This window comes from Parabacteroides massiliensis (genome assembly GCF_900155425.1).
Taxonomy (GTDB): domain Bacteria; phylum Bacteroidota; class Bacteroidia; order Bacteroidales; family Tannerellaceae; genus Parabacteroides; species Parabacteroides massiliensis.
Genome location: NZ_LT700189.1, coordinates 1489532 through 1507897 on the forward strand (window position 1 = coordinate 1489532; position 18366 = coordinate 1507897).

The following is an 18366-nucleotide window of genomic DNA, read 5'->3' on the forward strand; positions in this document are numbered from 1 at the left end:
AAAAACAAAGGTATGAAGAAGGCATTAACAAAAACAGACTTCAACTTTCCGGGACAGAAGAGTGTCTATCATGGTAAAGTACGCGATGTGTACAACATCAACGACGACGTATTGGTGATGATCGCAACAGACCGTATCTCGGCATTCGACGTAATCTTGCCGGAAGGTATTCCCTACAAAGGACAGATGCTGAACCAGATCGCGGCCAAATTCCTGGATGCGACTACCGACATTTGCCCGAACTGGAAGCTGGCGACTCCCGATCCGATGGTGACCGTAGGCGTAATGTGCCAGGGATTCCCCGTTGAAATGATTGTACGCGGTTACCTCTGCGGAAGCGCATGGCGTGCTTATAAGAGCGGCGTACGCGAAATCTGCGGTGTAAAGCTGCCGGAAGGTATGCGTGAAAACGAACGTTTCCCCGAACCGATCATAACCCCGACGACAAAAGCCGAGATCGGCGAACACGATGCCGATATTTCCAAAGAAGAAATCCTGGCTAAAGGCCTGGCCACTCCCGAAGAATACGAACTGTTGGAGAAATACACGCTCGCCCTCTTCAAACGCGGTACGGAAATCGCTGCCGAACGCGGCCTGATCCTTGTCGACACAAAGTACGAATTCGGCAAACATGACGGCAAGATATACCTGATGGACGAAATCCATACACCGGACTCTTCCCGCTATTTCTACAGCGAAGGCTACGAAGAACGATTTGCCAAAGGCGAACCACAGAAGCAGCTCTCCAAAGAGTTTGTCCGCGAATGGCTGATGGACAACGGTTTCCAAGGCAAGGCAGGCCAGAAGGTTCCCGAAATGACTCCGGCGATCGTAGAAGGTATCAGCGAACGCTACATCGAATTGTATGAACACATTACAGGCGAAAAGTTCGAAAAAAGCGATACGGACAACCTGCTTTCACGTATCGAAAAGAATGTAACCGAATATCTCAACAAATAAAGATAAACGGATATGGCGAAGTACGGTTCAGAACAGATTCTACCTTACAACAACGAGGAGCGTAAAGCAACACAGGTCAGGCGCATGTTTGACTCCATCGCCGGTACATACGATCAGCTGAACCATACGCTTTCACTGGGTATCGACAAAATATGGCGTAGGAAAGGGATTGCCTTCCTGCGCCCTTTTTCTCCTGTCTCGATTCTCGATATCGCCACCGGCACAGGAGATCTCGCAATCTCCATGTACCGTCGTCTGAAGGCCGACCGCATCATCGGAGCCGACATCTCGGAGGGCATGATGGATATCGGACGCCGGAAAGTCGCCGATGCGGGATTGTCGGACCACATCTCGTTCGAATACCAGGACTGCACGGCACTGACCTATCCGGACAACTCGTTCGACGCCGTCACCGCTGCATTCGGAGTACGGAATTTCGAAAACATAGAGCAAGGAATCAGCGAAATGTACCGGGTGCTGAAACCGGGAGGCCATCTGATGATCCTGGAACTTTCCTCACCGGAACATTTCCCGATGAAGCAGCTCTATGCCATCTATTCGAAAGCCGTGATCCCTACCGTCGGACACTTGTTTTCAAAAGAGCATACAGCCTACAGTTACCTGCCGGCCTCTATCAAAGTCGTTCCGCAAGGGAAGGTCATGACCGACCTGCTCAGCCGGGTCGGTTTCAGCGAAGCCCGTTCGCGCACTTTCACTTTCGGTATTTGTTCGCTATACACGGGCAGTAAATAAACATTAATCATCTTAATTCACCGATCATGCAAAAATATGGTTTAATAGGATATCCCCTCGGACACTCTTTTTCGAAGAACTACTTCAACCAGAAGTTCGAATCTGAGAAAATCGATGCCACTTATCTGAACTTCGAGATCCCGAACATCAAAGATCTGAAGACTGTATTGAAAGAGAACCCGGAATTGAACGGCCTGAACGTCACCATCCCCTACAAGGAGCAAGTCATCCCTTATCTGGATGATCTGGACGAAGACGCCCGCCTGATCGGAGCTGTCAATGTCATCAAATTCACCAAAGGACTCTTCGGCAAAAAGCTGAAAGGCTACAACTCCGACATCATAGGCTTCAAACGCTCAATCGAGCCACTCCTAAACGAGACACATCGCAAAGCCTTGATCCTGGGAACGGGAGGTGCTTCGAAAGCCGTCTTCCAAGGATTGAAACAATTGGGTGTCGGTGCCACGCTGGTTTCTCGCAAACCGAAAGATTTCTGTATCACCTACGAAGAGATCACTCCGAAAACGATGGAACAGTACACCGTCATCGTCAACACGACTCCGTTAGGCATGTTCCCGAACATCAACGCCTGCCCCGACATTCCCTACGACCTGCTCACCCCCAACCATCTGTTGTACGACCTCTTGTACAACCCGGATGAAACCCTCTTCATGAAGAAAGGGAAAGAAAAAGGAGCCGTCGTCAAAAACGGTCTCGAGATGCTCCTGCTTCAAGCATTCGCCGCTTGGGAAATCTGGCAGAAATAAAGCATTGCTTTACGACTCCTAACCCATAGCTTTAGAAGGCGTAACCCTATGGGTTAGGATATATATACCGATACTGAAAAAACGATTCAACTCCGGGTTAATACGAAATCGGGGGTGACAAGGTAGTCCAACCGGTAAACCGCCCCTTCTTCCGTACGGGTTTCATAGACGGTGAAACTTCCTTCTTCCGCATAGGGAAACGGACAGACATGCAGATGGTGAAGGAAGTCGACCTCTTCCCGGCCGATCATCTTGAAAAGCGTCTCTTTCGCACACCAATGAAGTAACAAGTGCTCCGTCTCGTGCTCTTTGTCGATACCCGCCTCTTCTTCCGGATTCATAAAGCGACTGCGTATCTTCGACACCCTTTCGGAACGGTATTCGATGTCGATGCCGACGGCAGGACGGTCCTGCAACAGAACAGCTGCATAACCTTTCGTATGGGAGATGCTGATATGCAAAAACGAGTCCGGCAGGTAAGGCGCACCGCTCGGACGGTAGGCGATGCGGACAGGAGCATCCGTAAGTTCCTGCAAAAGCACACGGCAGGCAAGCCATTCCCGACGGCGTTGCTCTATACGGATCAGTTCTAACTGCGGCAGATATTCTTCCCTGTTCCGCAAAAGGGAAAGAAGGACCTCGGAAGATTCCTCTATCTTCCAGACTCCCCACAACGGGCCGGTATGTTTCATCAGGAGAGACATTATTTCTTCCACTTAAAAGATTGGATCAGTTCTACGATATCCTGTTTCAGGTATCGGGTGACGGGAGCCAGCGAATCGGCATTCGGGATACAGTCGTAATACAAAGCTCCCCGGAAAAAGCGGGAGACACTGTCGGTCAACATAAACTGCAGTGGCGAAGCGGATTCACCATCCAACATGAAAAGCGAGCCATACACCGAAGCCTCCGGGTTGCTATAGGTCTGCACTTTGATCTGGTCCGGATATTTCGCTTGCCGAACGACCAACGCACGGCATTCTTCTTCCGCCCTGCCCAACGTAGCCGAAGTGACAGGAAGATAGCTGCAATAGAGCTTCACGTTCAACTGCGGATAAGAAAGGTTGATCCATCCCGCCGGACTCCCTGCCGGAGGCAGTTCCACCTCCGCCCATCTGGAAAGCCGGAATGTATAAGGCAAATCCTTCACCGCAAGAGCCTGATAGGAAGGGGCAGGCGGTTCGATACGGAAATAGCCACGTGGCTTCGGTGTATATTCCGTACAGGAAACACACAAGGCCAACAGCCCCCCACATACTATGACGGCCGACGTACGCATTACTCCTCCTGTCGGTCCTGTCGGTCCTTTCGCTGATCCGATATACGGTTGAACTTGACTTTCAGGATACGGCGGTTATCGATCTCCAGGATCTGGAAGCGGTAGTCGTTATATTCGATAATCTCGCGACGACGCGGGAAGTCTCCCTTTATCTCCAACAAAAGACCGGCAAGGGTTTCGACCTCCTCTGTCAGTTTGCCGAATTCGGCAGGATCGGCCTCGATCACACGGAAGAAGTCGGTCAGTAATATCTTGGCCTCAAAAATAAGGCTGCCGTCCGCCAGGCGGATGAACAACTTTTCATCTTCGTCATATTCATCGGAGATCTCGCCGACAATTTCCTCCAGGATATCCTCCATCGTCACGATACCGGAAGTGCCGCCAAACTCGTCCACCACGATCGCCATGTGTATCTTACTGGTACGGAACTCTTCCAACAGATCGTCTATCTTCTTTGTCTCAGGCACAAAGTAGGCCGGACGGATCAAGCTCTGCCAACGGAACGTATCAGGCTTCTCCACATACGGCAAAAGGTCTTTGATATACAGGATTCCCTTGATATTATCTTCCGAATCGGCATAGACCGGAATGCGGGAATAACCGGATTGGATGATGAAATCGATCACGGTGCGGAAACTTGTCTTGATATCGATATCCTCCATATCCAGACGGGGCGTCATGATCTCGTCAGCGGTTTTGTTGTAGAACTTGATGATCTCCGAAAGCATCTCCTTCTCTTCCGGCATTTCGGTAGAAGTAAGTTCCAATGCTTTGGACAGTTCATCGACCGAAAGATCATACTTCTTCTTGACCAATGCCTTATTGATAACACTGGTCGACGTGACCAATATCTTCGAAAGCGGCCGGCAGATACGCTCCACGACATTCAGCACGGGAGCCGAACTGCGCACGACCCGCAGCGAGTTTTTCTGTGCGTAAATCTTCGGCATGATCTCGCCGAACAACAAAAGGAGGAAAGTCAGGACAACCGTTTCCAGAATAAAGCCCACCATCGGGGCCGAAGAGAAATCGACGATCGCGTTGATACCGTAAGTACAAAGCATAACGACAGCCACATTCACAAAATTATTGGCTATCAGAATAGTGGCGAGCAGGTACTCGGAACGGTCCAACAGGCGCAGGATCAATGGATCGGAAGGCGAATTCTCCTCCCGGATGTCGTTAATATCACCCGGGGTTAACGAGAAAAACGCCACTTCGGAAGCCGACACGAAGCCGGAAACCAACAGCAGAAGGATTGCAAGGCTTAACGCTATTACAGGGCCTGCTGTGAGCGCCTGTATGGTAACCTGATCGAATAAGCCCGATAAATAATAGTCTGAGTCCAAGGGGAACAGTATTAGTTAAACAATATCAGAACGGAAGATCGTCCGCACTGTTGGAATCAAGAGAAGTGTCCGGCTGTCCGGATACGGGTTGCTGGAAACCTGCCGGCTGCTGATATCCGCCTGCCGGTTGTGCAGTGGTCTGCGACTGTCCTCCGGCGATACCTGTTCCGGCTGTATTATCACGATTGCCCGAGCCTGTACTGTAAAACTCGACACGGTCTGCATGAATTTCCGTCACATATCGTTTCACGCCGGCCTGATCATCGTAACTGCGTGTACGGATCTTACCTTCCACATAGAGTCCGGAACCTTTCTTCACCCATTTTTCCACAAAGGAGACCAAATCACGGCGAACAACCACATTGTGCCATTCCGTACGTTCCGGAACAACCGTACCATTGGCCAACGTATAACCTCTCTCCGATGTAGCAAGCGGAAAGTTGGCAACAGCAGCGCCACTATCGAAGTAACGTACTTCCGGATCACGTCCGACGTTACCGATCAATATTACTTTATTCAATGACATAGCTCTATTCTTTTTATTTGTCTACAAAGAAACATAAATTCAATCATTCTGACAAGTTTCCTTTTAATTTCTCCAAATAAATATGTATCAAGCGGGGAACCGCATATTTCTCCACATCTCTCGTCGCCACAGAAAGGAAAGCTTTCAGAGCATCGTTTTCCCGTTCTATCTCTATCCGATAGAAAGTGGCATACAGGGTCTGATGGGACAAGACATGTTTCACCTCTTGCAAATCAACCGAAACATTCAGTCGGCCTGCCCCTTCCAACAATCGGTGAAAGGCATCCGTCGCCTGCAACTCAGTAAAATCCATAGCCCTGTCCGTTTCGATAAGCGGAAACTCATAAAGTCCTTCCCAAATATCTTTTCCTTTCCGGCGTGACAACCAGGTTTTCCCCTTACATATAATGTATAAATAATGAAAATAGCGGTCACGCGTCTTGGCCTTATTCCGTTTCACCGGATAAGCTCGCACATTGCCCGTCCCATAGGCCGTACAGCGCCCCTTCAGCGGACAAGTTTCGCAATCCGGATTTTGCGGCACGCATTGCAAGGCACCCAATTCCATTATCGCCTGGTTGTGTTGTCCGGCGTACCGAGGATCCATTACCAGGCCGGCCAACTCCGTAAAGGCCTTTTTCCCTTTGGGCGTATCAATCGGAGTGTCTACCGCAAACAGACGCGAAAGTACCCGGAAGACATTCCCGTCCACAACCGGATACGGCCGGTTCCACACAAAGGAAACGATGGCTGCCGCCGTATACTCTCCTATCCCTTTCAAAGAGATCACATCTTCATAGCGATCTGGAAAGACTCCGCTGAAACGCTCCATGATATCTTTCGCCGCGGCATGCAGATTACGGGCACGACTGTAATAGCCGAGGCCCTGCCAGTATTTCAACACCTCGTCTTCCTCTGCCGAAGCCAGCGAGGCCACATCCGGAAATCGTTCGGTAAAACGAAGGAAATAGTCCATCCCTTGCGCTACCCGCGTTTGTTGAAGGATTATCTCGGATATCCAGATGATATAAGGATCGGAAGACTCCCGCCAAGGCAACTCTCTTCTATGCATTCGATACCAGTCGCGCAACAAACGACTGGTTCCCAAATCGTTTTCTATCTGTGACATACAGTTCTTTTTTAGTCTTCTATAGACTTGCAACTAATTGATTACTGCAAACATACGCAGTTATGACGAATTACAAGGAAACTTTTTTCTTAAAATTTGACTGACAATTCTTTTTTCACTTAAATAAAAAGCTATATATTTGCATTCCAAAAAATTAATAGGTCCAAATCAATTATTTAATTAATTTATAGACATGACTAAAGCAGATATTGTTAGCGAAATTTCAAAAAGCACTGGCATTGACAAGCAGACAGTGTTGAGCAGTGTAGAGTCTTTTATGGATATCGTTAAAAGTTCATTGTCTCAGGGCGAAAATGTATACCTGAGAGGTTTTGGAAGTTTCGTTATTAAAAAGAGAGCCCAGAAGACTGCTCGTAATATTTCAAAGAATACTACGATCATCATCCCGGAACATAACATTCCGTCATTCAAGCCGGCTAAAACTTTCTTGAACGAAGTAAAGTAATTTAGTTATTATAGTTTAATTTAAAATTTTAAAACAATGCCTAGCGGAAAGAAAAGAAAAAGACATAAGATGTCTACGCACAAGCGCAAAAAGAGACTAAAGAAGAATAGACATAAGAAAAAATAAGTCTATTTAAGCAACTCTGAAGAACAAACTTAATAAGAGACCTTTTAAGTTTGTTCTTTGCGTATTTAATAAGGTCTCACATTTTAAACACCTCTTTTTATAGTGATTAGTGAATTAGTAGTTGATGTACAACCCAAAGAGGTATCCATAGCCGTTCTGGAGGATAAGAACCTTGTCGAGCTCCAAAAAGAAGCTCGCAACGTTTCTTTTGCCGTCGGCGACATATATCTGGGTAAGGTTAAGAAACTGATGCCGGGGTTGAACGCTGCTTTCATTGATGTAGGTTATAAAAAGGATGCATTTCTTCACTATCTGGACTTAGGTCCTAATTTTAACACTCAGCAGAAATTCCTCAAGCAAGCATTAGGAGAACAGAAAGGAGAAAAAAAAATCCCCACCATCTCTAAAATGCAGTTGCTTCCCGAAATCGAAAAAGACGGGAGTATCAGCAACGTGCTCAAAGTCGGACAGGAAGTGCTGGTGCAGATCGCCAAAGAGCCGATTTCAACAAAAGGTCCCAGACTGACTTCCGAGCTTTCCTTTGCCGGAAGATACATCGTGCTGATACCGTTTGCCGATAAAGTATCGGTTTCCACAAAAATTAAATCGAGCGAAGAGCGTGCCCGTCTACGCCAACTCATTCAAAGTATCAAGCCGAAGAACTTCAGTGTAATCGTACGCACCTCTTCGGAAGGAAAGCGCGTTGCCGAACTCGATCATGAATTGAAGACATTACTGAAACGTTGGGAAGAGAACATTCCTAAGATCACCAAAGTAAAAGCCCCTGCGCTCATCTACGAAGAGACGGCAAGGGCAGTGGCTTTGTTGCGCGACATTTTCAACCCCTCTTTTCAGAACATTTATGTGAACGATGCAGACATCTATCACAACATCCGTGATTATGTCAGCTTGATTGCCCCCGGACGGGAAGAGATCGTACAGCGGTACACCGGTGAACTTCCCATCTTCGACAACTTTGCAATCACAAAACAGATCAAGTCTTTATTCGGACGCACCGTCACATACAAAAGTGGAGCCTATTTGATTATCGAACACACGGAAGCCATGCACGTGATCGACGTGAACAGCGGAAACCGATCCAAAGGCAGTGATGCCCAAGAAAAAACGGCGATCGATGTGAACATGGCAGCAGCAGACGAAATTGCCCGTCAATTACGCTTGCGCGATATGGGTGGTATTATTGTTGTCGACTTTATCGATATGGCTGAAGCTGCCAACCGGCAGAAACTGTTCGAACACATGACGAAAGCGATGGCCGGCGATCGGGCAAAACATAATATTTTGCCACTGAGCAAGTTCGGGCTGATGCAGATCACCCGCCAACGTGTCCGTCCGGCAATGGATGTCGATACATCCGAAGCCTGTCCGACCTGCTTCGGAACAGGCACCATCAAACCCTCTATCCTGTTTACCGACAGCCTGGAAGGTAAGATCGACTGCCTGGTCAACAAGCACAATGTGAAGAAATTCGCCCTGCACGTACATCCTTATGTTGCAGCATTTATCAAGAGCGGCAAATTCCCGCTCAGTTGGAAATGGAAACTGAAATACTCGATCGGTATTAAAGTGATTCCGAATCAAAGTCTGGGTTTTCTGGAGTATAAATTCATAGACTCCGACAAGAACGAACTGGACATGATGGAAGAAAAAGAAATCAAGTAAACAAAAAAGTCCCCGAACCTTTAGAGGTCCGGGGACTTTTTTATAAATAGAAAAGCTTATCAAGAAGCTTATTCATTAGGTATTATGAATGAAATAACATCAGATTGTTCCTTTTTTGAACTTGAATAGTCATCTCCTAATTTATTAATATAATTAATACGGATATTAACAGAAGTATTTCCAGCCGCTTTCTCTACAGAACGCATCCGCGACAAAAATTGACTTAAATCATATACATTCGTAAAAGGAACATTCTCTTTTACCTTTTCACCATCAGCGATTTTCATCGCACGCAAATAAAAGTCATACACCCTCTTTCCTCCAACAATGACCGGATCGGCACTTGAATCATACGATAATTCATATAGAGTTTTCATATCGGAAGGGACATCTTCATGATAGACAGACATAAAAATATGATTATTGGCTGTAAAAGCATAATCGACCGAATACATCTGAACCGCCAACTTTTGCACTGGCAATTCATTGGATAATAAAGCAGTCGTATCTGTTATCGAACTTTGTGTATAGACTTCTGTAAATTTGTTTATTCCGGAAACAGTCGCGACCGTATATTTATTAGAAGTTTGAGAATCCCAATCCACAGAATAAGCATAAGCGACATATTCACCTCCGGACAATTGAGTGTTGAATGTACTTGAAGCAACAACACTGCCAAAATCATCTGTCACGACAATTCCACCAGCATCCATGTTAAAGGTAGCATATCCTAATGCCGACCCACTTTGTGTATTACCGCCGCCATCCAAACAAGAAGTTAACGAAAACATACCTGCAGCCATTGCTGCCAATCCTAAAGCTTTAAGTTTCTTCATTTTTTATTGTTCTTTAATTTTATATTGTTTATTATTTATTTGTTCTTGCTCAAAAACCGAAACGGAAACCCGCTTGCAAATTCACATTAAACGGTTTCTCGGAACGGATCGTCTCGATATCGCTTCCATTATCGAAATAATAGCCGGCTCCCACCTCCGCATAGACACTTAAGAAACGAAATAGCGGATAGCTCGCGCCGGCACGCGCGTTCACTGACCACATCCATTCTTTCATACGGATATGCTTCTTCTCGTGACGGATTTCATTGTTTTCCACAAATATCTTGGCATTCTGCTTACCGGAGACATTAACCTCGGTCATACCACCCGCCGCAGCATAGAACTGAATACGTTTCCATTCTGCTATCTTATAGGAGAGAGAAAGAGGGATTCCGAGAAAATGTAACTTCTGTTTCGCTTCGCCACGATATACGGCTCCAGTCTCCCATTCGGATGAAAGGAATGTGTAGTTCAAACCTGATTGGAGGGAAAAACGGTCATTCAAAGAATAGCCGACGCCCAATCCGATCGAGACCGGTGTTTTATGCCGAACATTCGTTTTCGGAGACTGGCTGTTGAAATAGGGGGAATTCAATTGAGACAACGCCTGATCTGCCATCATCGTGTTTTTCAAGACATAAGCATTTAAAGAATTGGATGTTCCAGCACTCACGCTTCCGCCTCCCATCCCGAAACTCCATTTTTTTACCTGTCTCTTTTTTTCTGCTGTTCCGACCGGCACTGCCACCTCGGTCGTCTCTGCTATCTCGGTTACTTCGGTTGACTTGGTCGCCTCGGTTGCTTCCGAAGGGACTGCAGTGATAGTATTGTTGTCATCGTCTTCTTCCTTGGACGAAAGGACAACGCCTCCTTCCGTTATATCCGACCGGAATGCTGTAGTGGCCACAACTTGTGCAACGGTGTGTTTTACTACCTGCCTAACCGGTGTGGAAACAGCAACAGCCGGAGCGACCGGCAACTGGGCCTGTTCCGCCAACTGCGTCTCCACAGCTTCGGTTTCCTTCTGGATCGTTTCGGCTACAGGCAGATGCTCCCGATCGCGATTGAAGACATAGACACCGCCGGTCACAACCAACAGAGAGACGACGGCAGCGGCTACCCAATAGCGTAAAGTCTGCCGGAAAGAGACCGACTTCTTTACCTCCAAGCGATCAGCTATCGCCTCCCAATCGCCCGGCATCGTATCCGCTTCAAAGTCTTGCAGCTTCGAACGGCACAAATCGTCAAATATGTCTCTTTCCTTATCCTTCATTTCCTTTTTTTACTCAATACAATTCATTAATCTTGCGTTGCAATAATTGTTTGGCACGTGTAAACTGCGACCGCGACGTACTCTCCGTTATATTCATCATCTCGCTGATCTCCTTATGCGAATAGCCTTCTATCGCGAACAGGTTGAACACTGCCCGAAAACCGGCGGGAAGCTCTTGCACCAGCTTCATCAACTCGCTTGCCGACATATCGGATATGACCGAGCTGTCTGGATGGACCAATTCCGCCGTGTTATCCAGATCAGCAGCCTCACGCAAAACATCCGATCTACGTAAGTACTCCAACGCACAATTGACAAAGATCTTGCGCATCCACCCTTCAAACGACCCAAGTCCCGAATAAGAGTCCATACTGGTGAAGACTTTTACAAAACCGTCCTGCAACAAATCACGGGCAGTTTCCCTGTCGCTCACATAACGCAGGCAAACTCCCATCATTTTGCGGGAATACGTTTCGTATAGCTCCTTCTGAGCCAGCCTTTCCCCATTCTTACAACCCTCTATCAGTTGTTTCTCCGTCATTTAGTGTGTGCCTTCACGCCCTTTCCAGGGCCATACATTTATTATGATGTTCTGATTATCCGAAACGCTGCATTCCGAATAAAAAAATTTACTTGAAAACGCACAAAGATACGGTATTCCGCCAAATAATTGGATAAGGAAAGAGAAATTACCTTCTACTTCTTCTTTTTGGCAGGGTCAACCGAACATCCGGCTCCGTTGTCCACCGGAGTCGCTTCCATCCCTATTTTCTTGAAGGCGGAAGCCAACTTCGTTTTGGAAGTTTTATCGGCACGATAGGTTACGACAGCCGTCCGGGTGTTCAGGTCACACTTGAGATCGGTCACACCTTTCTCGAAAGCAATGTTCTTCTCGATCTTCTTGACGCAGTTTGCGCAATCCATCCCTTCGACAAAGAAAGTCACTGTTTCCTTTTTCTTTTTCGCATCTTGCGCGTAGGCCGTAGAAAAAGTAAACACGGCACAGATTAAAACAATTAATAAACGACTCATGATTATATCAAAATTTAAAAATTAAAAAATAAACTTAAACAAGTCACCTCGTTAGCCTATTGGTACATTAGCACATTGGCACATATCAATCCCGACTGATATTGAAACGCAGTCCGGCATAAATCTTCCGGCCGTGGACAGGTCCCCAGACCATTGAGCCGTCAAAATTATCTCCGCGCGGGTTTTCGGCGTCGATGATCGGATGCGGCTGTTTATAGTCGAAAAGATTTTCCGCCCCGATATAAACAGACCAACGGCGGAAATATTTCGTGATCTGGGCATTCACTACCGTATAGGCCTTAAAATCGGGCTTCCACAAGGGGGTTACGGCATCCGGTGTCGGCATCCTCCCGCCTCCGTTGAACTGCCCGGTGAGATCGAACTGCCATTTCTTCAGTGGAGTCTGATAAGAGGCGGTCAGCAAACCCTTGTAGTCGCTGACCAACGGCTTTTTCAGCCGGCGGGTGACACCCTCCACATTCCGGTAGTCCGTTTTCGCGTCCGTGTAGCGGTAGGCGGCTGTCAGGGAAACCCCCCGAAAGAACGGATAGGTTGCCTCCACCTGGAAACTGTTGGAATAAGAACGGCCGTCTTCCAGATTGTAGAAACGGACTGCATGCGGATCGCTGTCCATATCCACAACCACCTGTTTCTGGAAATCCGTATAGTACCACTCGCCATTCAGAGTCAGTTCTTTTCCAAACAGCGGGATGTAAAACGAAAGGTTCACACCTGTATTCCAAGCCTCTTCCTGATCCAAATCGGCAGCTATATTCATTTTGCGGCTACTGGACAGGAGGAAATTGTTTTCGGCCAACACATTTGCCGTCCGAAATCCTTTTCCTGCCGAAAAACGCACATGAAACCAGTCGAAAGGATTATATTTTACGTGCAGGCGGGGTGTCACAAAGAAGTCGTACAGCGAGCTGTAATCTGCCCGCAATCCTGCCAGAAGGATAAACTTGTCATTCAGATTGTATGTATATTGCGCATAAGCCCCGGGAACAACTTCGGTGCGGTCGTAAGGTGTCCGCACGCCGTCGAGCGTCAAGTTTTCGTCAAAGCTGTCGTAGTTCAGACTCAAGCCCGTGCTCAAGCTATGCGCCGGAGAGAATTCCTTTTCGTAGAGCAAACTGGCGTACACATTGTTCTGGTACACATTGTAAGGCGTCCGGTCATACATGGATCTCTGCTCGTGATAAGAACCGGAAAGGATCAACGCCACACTTTCCACCTTTTCCTTGTCGATTATATAGGCCTGTTTAGTGAACAGCTCTGCGCGGTTCGTCTGCAGGCGCACGCGGTAGGGATCGGCAAAGTAGTGATGCATCGAAGCCTGTCCGCCCGTACGGTTCTCGTGCAGATAGCGCACGCCATACTGGGCGACATAGTGATCCAACTTATGATACCAGCGGTTCATTAGGTTCACCTGCTCTTTCAGGGGTGTGTCCAGAAAGCCGTCGTCGTTACCGTCGTGCTGCATCTTGTCATTGGAATAATGTACCAGCAAACCGGTCGACACCTTGTCGTTTATATGCCAGGAGACATCGGCATTCCCTTCATAGCGACCAGCATCGCTACCGAAGAGGTTGACGGAAAAAATATCGGCCGTAGGCGGTTTCTTAAATTCGACGTTGATTTGTCCGGCCAATGCTTCGTAGCCGTTCTTGACCGAAGACGTTCCTTTCGACACCTGGATACTTTCCATCCAGGCGCCGGGCACGTAGTCCAGACCATACAAAGAGGCGGCTCCCCGGAAGTTCGGGTAATTCTCCGTCAGCATCTGAACATAGGTTCCGGCAAGTCCCAACAGTTTGATCTGGCGGGCACCGGTCGCAGCATCCGAGTAGGAGACATCGACAGACGGGTTTGTCTCGAAGCTCTCCGCCAGATTGCAGCATGCCGCCCGGCAAATCTCGTCATAGGTGATCTTCTGGGTCTGCAACACGCTGGTGCGTGATGCGATCGTCCCTATTCTGCGTTCGCTGACCACGACTTCCTGCAAAGCGACTTCGCCAACCAACACGATACGCAGCGGTTTGCTTGTGTCCTCGACCCTGACAACCGACGTGGTATACCCGATATAGCTGACGACCAGATTTTCCGCGTTTTCTTTCATCTCCAGCTCGAAATAACCGTCGGCATCGGAGGTCGTGCCTTGCCGGGAACCTTCCCAATAGATGTTCGCTCCGACTATCGGTTCATCTTGTTCGTCCCAAACATGTCCTTTCACCAGTTTCTCGGCAGAAACCGGAATCACTATAAGAAATAATAAAATTGTAAGATAGAGTTGTTTCATCATAAATTTCTTTTTTGTTATCCAGACTTAGATCATCCACATGCATAAGGATACGATTGCATGTCCTTATTTTCGGACAAAAATAAGGCATCGGCAATGCAACCCGATTGCAAAAACGGGGTAAAGGCGATTCCTCAAAAAGAGAGACACGCCGACAAAGACTAAATCAGAAGGACTGTCAAAAAGGAAAGGTATGTTCCTGCATCGAATCCGGGAGGAGATCCCTGGTCGATTTTCCCCGCCTCATTTATATAAAGGACAGGGACAAGTGATAAAAATGAACTGATATACGAAATCAAATCGATTGCCACAGGCTGCAAGTTGAACTGATGATCGTGAAAAACATTCCAGTCGAAACTGACATACTCGACATCGCAGCCGCAACCATCTTCACTTACACACCGGGCATGCGTATGCTTCTCACAGCATTTGTTTTCCACCAAAGCCGCGACACCTTCCGTCTGGCAATCCCCGCAACAGTAGGTCACCAGACTGACACCGGCACCTCCATAAAACACAAGTGTCGCCAGGAATACGACAAACAGATATGTCACACTCTTTTTCATCCGTTGCAAAGATATAGTATTCCAAGGTACCCTTTCAAACCGTTAATATTATTTAGTATATCTGGATAGATAATAATAGGTTTCTTTCGATAGCGGACTTTCGATATGGTAGCGGGTGGAAGACGAAACGGAAAATGTATATCCCTGCTCCGAAGCCGTATCGACAGGCAGATAGATGGAAGTATCCCGGATTCCTGTCATCAGGATATTCCGGGCGGATGCCGGATCGATCGAATCTACCCGAGAATAATAGACGGTATAAGTCAACACGTCTTTTTCCGAATCCGGTTTCTGCCAGGAGAGTTTCAATTCGCTTCCTTCTTTTTCCACCCATATTTCTTCCGGAGCGGCGGGAACCGTATCGTCCAACCAGGACAGAGGCGGAAGCTGCGCCGGATATCTATAATATTTATCTTTCAATTCGTCGTACAGCCCTTTCGTATTGTCGAGGATATTCGCGCAACGGAAAAACGTGCAGCCGGCTCCTCCGTAATAACGGCTATAGTCGATCTGATCCGTTATATCGTTGACGGCCCAGTCCGCCTCTTCTTTCAACATCCGGTATGCACCCAATCCTGGAACCACAAAGCGTCCGTTGCAGTTATCGACCCAATTGTCGACAAAGGGGAAAAAGTTATCATGCAGGTAATACATCATCGGGACGATCATATCCTGCTTTCCGTCCTGCATCCACCGCTCCGGATCTTGAAAGACGCTTTCGTAAGCCGTCCATCCGGCGTTAGGGACACGTTCGATGCGGCTATATTTACCGAGCGGCGAACTGCTGACCTGTACCCAGGGTTTTACAGATTTCACCCAGTCGTAGATGCGGTAAACCATCTTATTGATGTTCTCCCGGCGCCATTCTGCCAACGGGCGTTTCTTGCCGTATTTAGTATATTGGGCTTTATCGGGGAAAGATTTTGCCTGTTCCGGATAGCGGATATAATCGAAATGGATACCGTCGATATCGTATCCATTCACCAGCTCCTTCACCAAAGATAAAACATAATCGGAAGTTTCGGGAACGCCGGGATCCAGATACCATTCACCGTTATGACGCTTGCATAGTTTCGGCTGGCGCTTGACAACGGAGAGTTTTCCTTGCTCTTTCACATTCTTGTCTGTTCCCAGCGGGAAAGTGACGAACCAGGCGTGACATTCCATCCCGCGTTTGTGGCACTCGTCGATCACGAAAGCAAGCGGATCATAGCCCGGCATCGTTCCGTATTTTCCGGAGAAAGTCTTGCTTGCCGGTTCGATGGCCGAACGCCAGATGACGTCGCCGCGCAAACGGACTTGCAAAAAAACAGTATTGAAATTCGCATCCTGCAAACGGTCCAGAATATCGCAGACGTCGCGTTGCTGCACCATCCGACCCGCCTCTGTCGTTGCCGGCTTATGCGGCCAGTCCAGGCCATAGACGGTTGTCAGCCACACACCTCGAATTTCATATTTGGGAGGTTCGACCGCATTCGAAACAGATATTAACAGCAGGAGCAATAACGACAAGCAATACTTTCTCATCTCACACATTTATTCAGCGGTACAAATGTACGGCTTTTTGCGCTTCTTCGGGATAGTCGGTAGTCAGAAAGTCTACACCACTCTCGATCATCTCTTTCATCACCTGAGGATCATCGACTGTCCAGACATTGATTTTCAGCTTCAAATCTTTTGCTTCGGCAAACCATTCAGGGTGTTTCTGCATGACCTTATAATGATAGTCGAAACCAGCAAAACCGAGTTCTTTCAATTGCTTCGGAGACAAGTCGCCGTTTAGGTAATAGACCGGAGTCTTCGGGGACAGGCGATGCAGTTCTTTGGCGGCTTCCAGGCTGAAAGCGATATATTCGGTACGCTTTGCCAATTTCTTGCCGTTTACCAAGTCGACGGCAATCTTTGCCGCTTCCCGATCTCGCTGAGGAGTTGCATGGGATTTTAATTCGAAGATCAGTTTGGTTTTCTTCAGCTTCTTCGCTCTATCAAGATATTGCTCCAATGTCGGAAGCGTTTCTCCATTCGGAAGTTTCAGGTCTTTCAGCTCCGCATAAGGAGTCGTCTGAATCTCCATTCCATTTATTTTACGGTCATGAAACACAACCGGGACATTATCTGATGTCAGATGCACGTCGAACTCGGAACCATAGACTTTGATTTCATTCGCCCGCTCCAACGAACGAATAGAGTTTTGAGCGGAACCTTCCGTTTTCCAATAACCGCGATGAGCAATCACCTTTGTCTTTTTCTTTGCAGACACAGGAACCACCATCAACACACATAAAAGTAAAGAAAGAGTGAATTTCAAGTGTTTCATAATATATAAATATATTTATTTACCTATTTCTGACAAATAGCGTTCCGCCTCGATTGCAGCCGCGCAACCGCTACCGGCGGCTGTAATGGCTTGACGATAATGTGGGTCAGCTACGTCTCCGGCAGCAAATACACCGGGTACTCTTGTTTTCGGCGTACCTGGAACCGTCTTGATGTAGCCAACCTCGTCTGTTTCGATCCAAGGTTTGAATATCTTGGAGTTCGGAGTATGTCCGATAGCCAAGAAGAAACCGTCGATTGCGATATCCATTTTTTCTTCGTCCGGTTCGCCCATCCGTTTTACCAAATGTGCGCCTTCAACACCGTTTTCACCGAAAAGTCCAATCGTGTTATGTTCGAACAAGACCGTGATATTCGGAGTGTTCTGGACACGCTCCTGCATGACCTTCGATGCTCGCAAATAGGGTTTACGGACAATCAGATATACCTGTTTCGCCAAGCTGGACAGATAGAGCGCCTCTTCACAAGCCGTATCGCCACCTCCGACAACAGCCACGACTTTTTTGCGATAGAAGAAACCGTCGCAGGTTGCACAAGCCGACACGCCCATTCCGGCATATTTCTGCTCATCCGGCAGTCCTAAATATTTGGCAGTCGCCCCGGTCGAGATGATCAGTGTTTCCGTCTCGATCACTTTCTCGCCGTCGATCGTCACTTTATAGGGAGCGGCAGACAAGTCTGTTTCAGTCGCAATACCGACACGGATATCCGCACCGAAACGGGCAGCCTGCTGTTTCAAGTCTTCCATCAGTTCCATACCGGTAACTCCTTCGGGATAACCGGGAAAATTCTCGACTTCGGTCGTAGTCGTAAGTTGCCCGCCTGGCTGAATGCCTTCGTAAAGGACAGGCGACAGATTTGCACGCGAAGCATAGATAGCCGCAGTATAACCGGCCGGTCCCGAACCGATAATCAGGCAACGAACTTTTTCATTCTGAGTTGTATTCATCATTTTATGATTTATGAGTTATGATTGATAATTTAT

Annotated in this window: 19 protein-coding genes; 5 read left to right on the forward strand and 14 right to left on the reverse strand. The window is 47.6% G+C overall.

Going from position 1 to position 18366, the window contains the following annotated elements; all coding sequences use genetic code 11:
• The first annotated feature begins 12 nt into the window (after positions 1 to 12).
• From BQ9893_RS06300 to BQ9893_RS06310, 3 genes are read left to right on the forward strand one after another with little or no spacing between them, the layout of a single operon-like run.
• Entirely contained in the window at positions 13 to 960 is a 948-nt protein-coding gene (locus tag BQ9893_RS06300) for a phosphoribosylaminoimidazolesuccinocarboxamide synthase (protein WP_075965224.1), read from the forward strand.
• 12 nt (positions 961 to 972) lie between these two features.
• Entirely contained in the window at positions 973 to 1713 is a 741-nt protein-coding gene (gene ubiE / locus BQ9893_RS06305; RefSeq protein ID WP_075965225.1) for a bifunctional demethylmenaquinone methyltransferase/2-methoxy-6-polyprenyl-1,4-benzoquinol methylase UbiE, read from the forward strand.
• 26 nt (positions 1714 to 1739) lie between these two features.
• Positions 1740 to 2480 carry a shikimate dehydrogenase family protein gene (locus BQ9893_RS06310; protein ID WP_075965226.1) on the forward strand — a complete coding sequence of 247 codons (741 nt, stop codon included), beginning with the start codon at positions 1740 to 1742 and terminating at the stop codon, positions 2478 to 2480.
• 86 nt (positions 2481 to 2566) lie between these two features.
• On the opposite strand, the gene BQ9893_RS06315 is transcribed toward BQ9893_RS06310, so the two are convergent.
• From BQ9893_RS06315 to mutY, 5 genes are read right to left on the reverse strand one after another with little or no spacing between them, the layout of a single operon-like run.
• Entirely contained in the window at positions 2567 to 3184 is a 618-nt protein-coding gene (locus BQ9893_RS06315; RefSeq protein WP_075965227.1) for a 4'-phosphopantetheinyl transferase family protein, read from the reverse strand.
• The gene (gldD, locus tag BQ9893_RS06320) at positions 3184 to 3759 is read right to left on the reverse strand and encodes a gliding motility lipoprotein GldD (RefSeq protein WP_075965228.1); all 576 of its coding nucleotides are present in this window, start codon (positions 3757 to 3759) and stop codon (positions 3184 to 3186) included. Before gldD ends, BQ9893_RS06315 begins: the two co-directional genes overlap by 1 nt.
• Positions 3759 to 5108, reverse strand: a complete 1350-nt coding sequence (gene gldE / locus BQ9893_RS06325) for a gliding motility-associated protein GldE (protein WP_075965229.1) — start codon at positions 5106 to 5108, stop codon at positions 3759 to 3761. Before gldE ends, gldD begins: the two co-directional genes overlap by 1 nt.
• 25 nt (positions 5109 to 5133) lie before the next feature.
• A complete protein-coding gene (locus BQ9893_RS06330) occupies positions 5134 to 5634 on the reverse strand; it encodes a single-stranded DNA-binding protein (protein WP_075965230.1) in 501 nt (166 codons plus the stop codon).
• A gap of 43 nt (positions 5635 to 5677) precedes the next feature.
• Positions 5678 to 6763, reverse strand: coding sequence for an A/G-specific adenine glycosylase (gene mutY, locus BQ9893_RS06335; RefSeq protein ID WP_075965231.1), 1086 nt, complete (start codon positions 6761 to 6763; stop codon positions 5678 to 5680).
• Between the two features lie 193 nt (positions 6764 to 6956).
• On the opposite strand from mutY, the gene BQ9893_RS06340 reads away from it, so the two are divergent.
• Both BQ9893_RS06340 and BQ9893_RS06345 read left to right on the forward strand, forming a co-directional pair.
• Positions 6957 to 7229 (forward strand): HU family DNA-binding protein, encoded by a 273-nt coding sequence (locus BQ9893_RS06340; RefSeq protein WP_008148996.1) that lies wholly within the window; start codon positions 6957 to 6959, stop codon positions 7227 to 7229.
• Positions 7230 to 7457: 228 nt separating this feature from the next.
• Positions 7458 to 9038, forward strand: a complete 1581-nt coding sequence (locus BQ9893_RS06345; protein WP_075965232.1) for an Rne/Rng family ribonuclease — start codon at positions 7458 to 7460, stop codon at positions 9036 to 9038.
• Between the two features lie 68 nt (positions 9039 to 9106).
• Here BQ9893_RS06345 and BQ9893_RS06350 read toward each other — a convergent pair whose 3' ends face one another.
• From BQ9893_RS06350 to trxB, 9 genes are all read right to left on the reverse strand, one after another.
• Positions 9107 to 9874: a hypothetical protein gene (locus tag BQ9893_RS06350; protein WP_075965233.1), complete on the reverse strand. Its 768-nt coding sequence runs from the start codon at positions 9872 to 9874 to the stop codon at positions 9107 to 9109.
• A 49-nt stretch (positions 9875 to 9923) separates the two neighbouring features.
• Entirely contained in the window at positions 9924 to 11147 is a 1224-nt protein-coding gene (locus BQ9893_RS06355) for a porin family protein (RefSeq protein WP_075965234.1), read from the reverse strand.
• A 13-nt stretch (positions 11148 to 11160) separates the two neighbouring features.
• Positions 11161 to 11688, reverse strand: a complete 528-nt coding sequence (locus BQ9893_RS06360; RefSeq protein ID WP_075965235.1) for an RNA polymerase sigma factor — start codon at positions 11686 to 11688, stop codon at positions 11161 to 11163.
• 155 nt (positions 11689 to 11843) lie between these two features.
• Complete coding sequence (locus tag BQ9893_RS06365) at positions 11844 to 12179, reverse strand: cation transporter (RefSeq protein WP_075965236.1); 336 nt, start codon at positions 12177 to 12179, stop codon at positions 11844 to 11846.
• A gap of 85 nt (positions 12180 to 12264) precedes the next feature.
• Complete coding sequence (locus BQ9893_RS06370; RefSeq protein ID WP_081415379.1) at positions 12265 to 14481, reverse strand: TonB-dependent receptor; 2217 nt, start codon at positions 14479 to 14481, stop codon at positions 12265 to 12267.
• A 158-nt stretch (positions 14482 to 14639) separates the two neighbouring features.
• A complete protein-coding gene (locus BQ9893_RS06375) occupies positions 14640 to 15044 on the reverse strand; it encodes a hypothetical protein (RefSeq protein WP_075965237.1) in 405 nt (134 codons plus the stop codon).
• 48 nt (positions 15045 to 15092) lie between these two features.
• Entirely contained in the window at positions 15093 to 16571 is a 1479-nt protein-coding gene (locus tag BQ9893_RS06380) for a glycoside hydrolase family 10-like protein (RefSeq protein ID WP_075965238.1), read from the reverse strand.
• Between the two features lie 13 nt (positions 16572 to 16584).
• Complete coding sequence (locus BQ9893_RS06385) at positions 16585 to 17361, reverse strand: glycerophosphodiester phosphodiesterase (protein WP_075965239.1); 777 nt, start codon at positions 17359 to 17361, stop codon at positions 16585 to 16587.
• Positions 17362 to 17376: 15 nt separating this feature from the next.
• Positions 17377 to 18330, reverse strand: coding sequence for a thioredoxin-disulfide reductase (gene trxB / locus BQ9893_RS06390; RefSeq protein WP_075965442.1), 954 nt, complete (start codon positions 18328 to 18330; stop codon positions 17377 to 17379).
• Positions 18331 to 18366: the final 36 nt, after the last annotated feature.

Excerpts from the sequence above, each read along its gene's own strand:
- BQ9893_RS06300 (WP_075965224.1), top strand. The coding sequence starts at position 13 with ATGAAGAAGGCATTAACAAAAACAGACTTCAACTTTCCGGGACAGAAG.
- ubiE (WP_075965225.1), top strand. The coding sequence starts at position 973 with ATGGCGAAGTACGGTTCAGAACAGATTCTACCTTACAACAACGAGGAG.
- BQ9893_RS06310 (WP_075965226.1), top strand. The coding sequence starts at position 1,740 with ATGCAAAAATATGGTTTAATAGGATATCCCCTCGGACACTCTTTTTCG.
- BQ9893_RS06315 (WP_075965227.1), bottom strand. The coding sequence starts at position 3,184 with ATGTCTCTCCTGATGAAACATACCGGCCCGTTGTGGGGAGTCTGGAAG.
- gldD (WP_075965228.1), bottom strand. The coding sequence starts at position 3,759 with ATGCGTACGTCGGCCGTCATAGTATGTGGGGGGCTGTTGGCCTTGTGT.
- BQ9893_RS06330 (WP_075965230.1), bottom strand. The coding sequence starts at position 5,634 with ATGTCATTGAATAAAGTAATATTGATCGGTAACGTCGGACGTGATCCG.
- mutY (WP_075965231.1), bottom strand. The coding sequence starts at position 6,763 with ATGTCACAGATAGAAAACGATTTGGGAACCAGTCGTTTGTTGCGCGAC.
- BQ9893_RS06340 (WP_008148996.1), top strand. The coding sequence starts at position 6,957 with ATGACTAAAGCAGATATTGTTAGCGAAATTTCAAAAAGCACTGGCATT.
- BQ9893_RS06350 (WP_075965233.1), bottom strand. The coding sequence starts at position 9,874 with ATGAAGAAACTTAAAGCTTTAGGATTGGCAGCAATGGCTGCAGGTATG.
- BQ9893_RS06355 (WP_075965234.1), bottom strand. The coding sequence starts at position 11,147 with ATGAAGGATAAGGAAAGAGACATATTTGACGATTTGTGCCGTTCGAAG.
- BQ9893_RS06360 (WP_075965235.1), bottom strand. The coding sequence starts at position 11,688 with ATGACGGAGAAACAACTGATAGAGGGTTGTAAGAATGGGGAAAGGCTG.
- BQ9893_RS06365 (WP_075965236.1), bottom strand. The coding sequence starts at position 12,179 with ATGAGTCGTTTATTAATTGTTTTAATCTGTGCCGTGTTTACTTTTTCT.
- BQ9893_RS06370 (WP_081415379.1), bottom strand. The coding sequence starts at position 14,481 with ATGATGAAACAACTCTATCTTACAATTTTATTATTTCTTATAGTGATT.
- BQ9893_RS06375 (WP_075965237.1), bottom strand. The coding sequence starts at position 15,044 with ATGAAAAAGAGTGTGACATATCTGTTTGTCGTATTCCTGGCGACACTT.
- BQ9893_RS06380 (WP_075965238.1), bottom strand. The coding sequence starts at position 16,571 with ATGAGAAAGTATTGCTTGTCGTTATTGCTCCTGCTGTTAATATCTGTT.
- BQ9893_RS06385 (WP_075965239.1), bottom strand. The coding sequence starts at position 17,361 with ATGAAACACTTGAAATTCACTCTTTCTTTACTTTTATGTGTGTTGATG.
- trxB (WP_075965442.1), bottom strand. The coding sequence starts at position 18,330 with ATGAATACAACTCAGAATGAAAAAGTTCGTTGCCTGATTATCGGTTCG.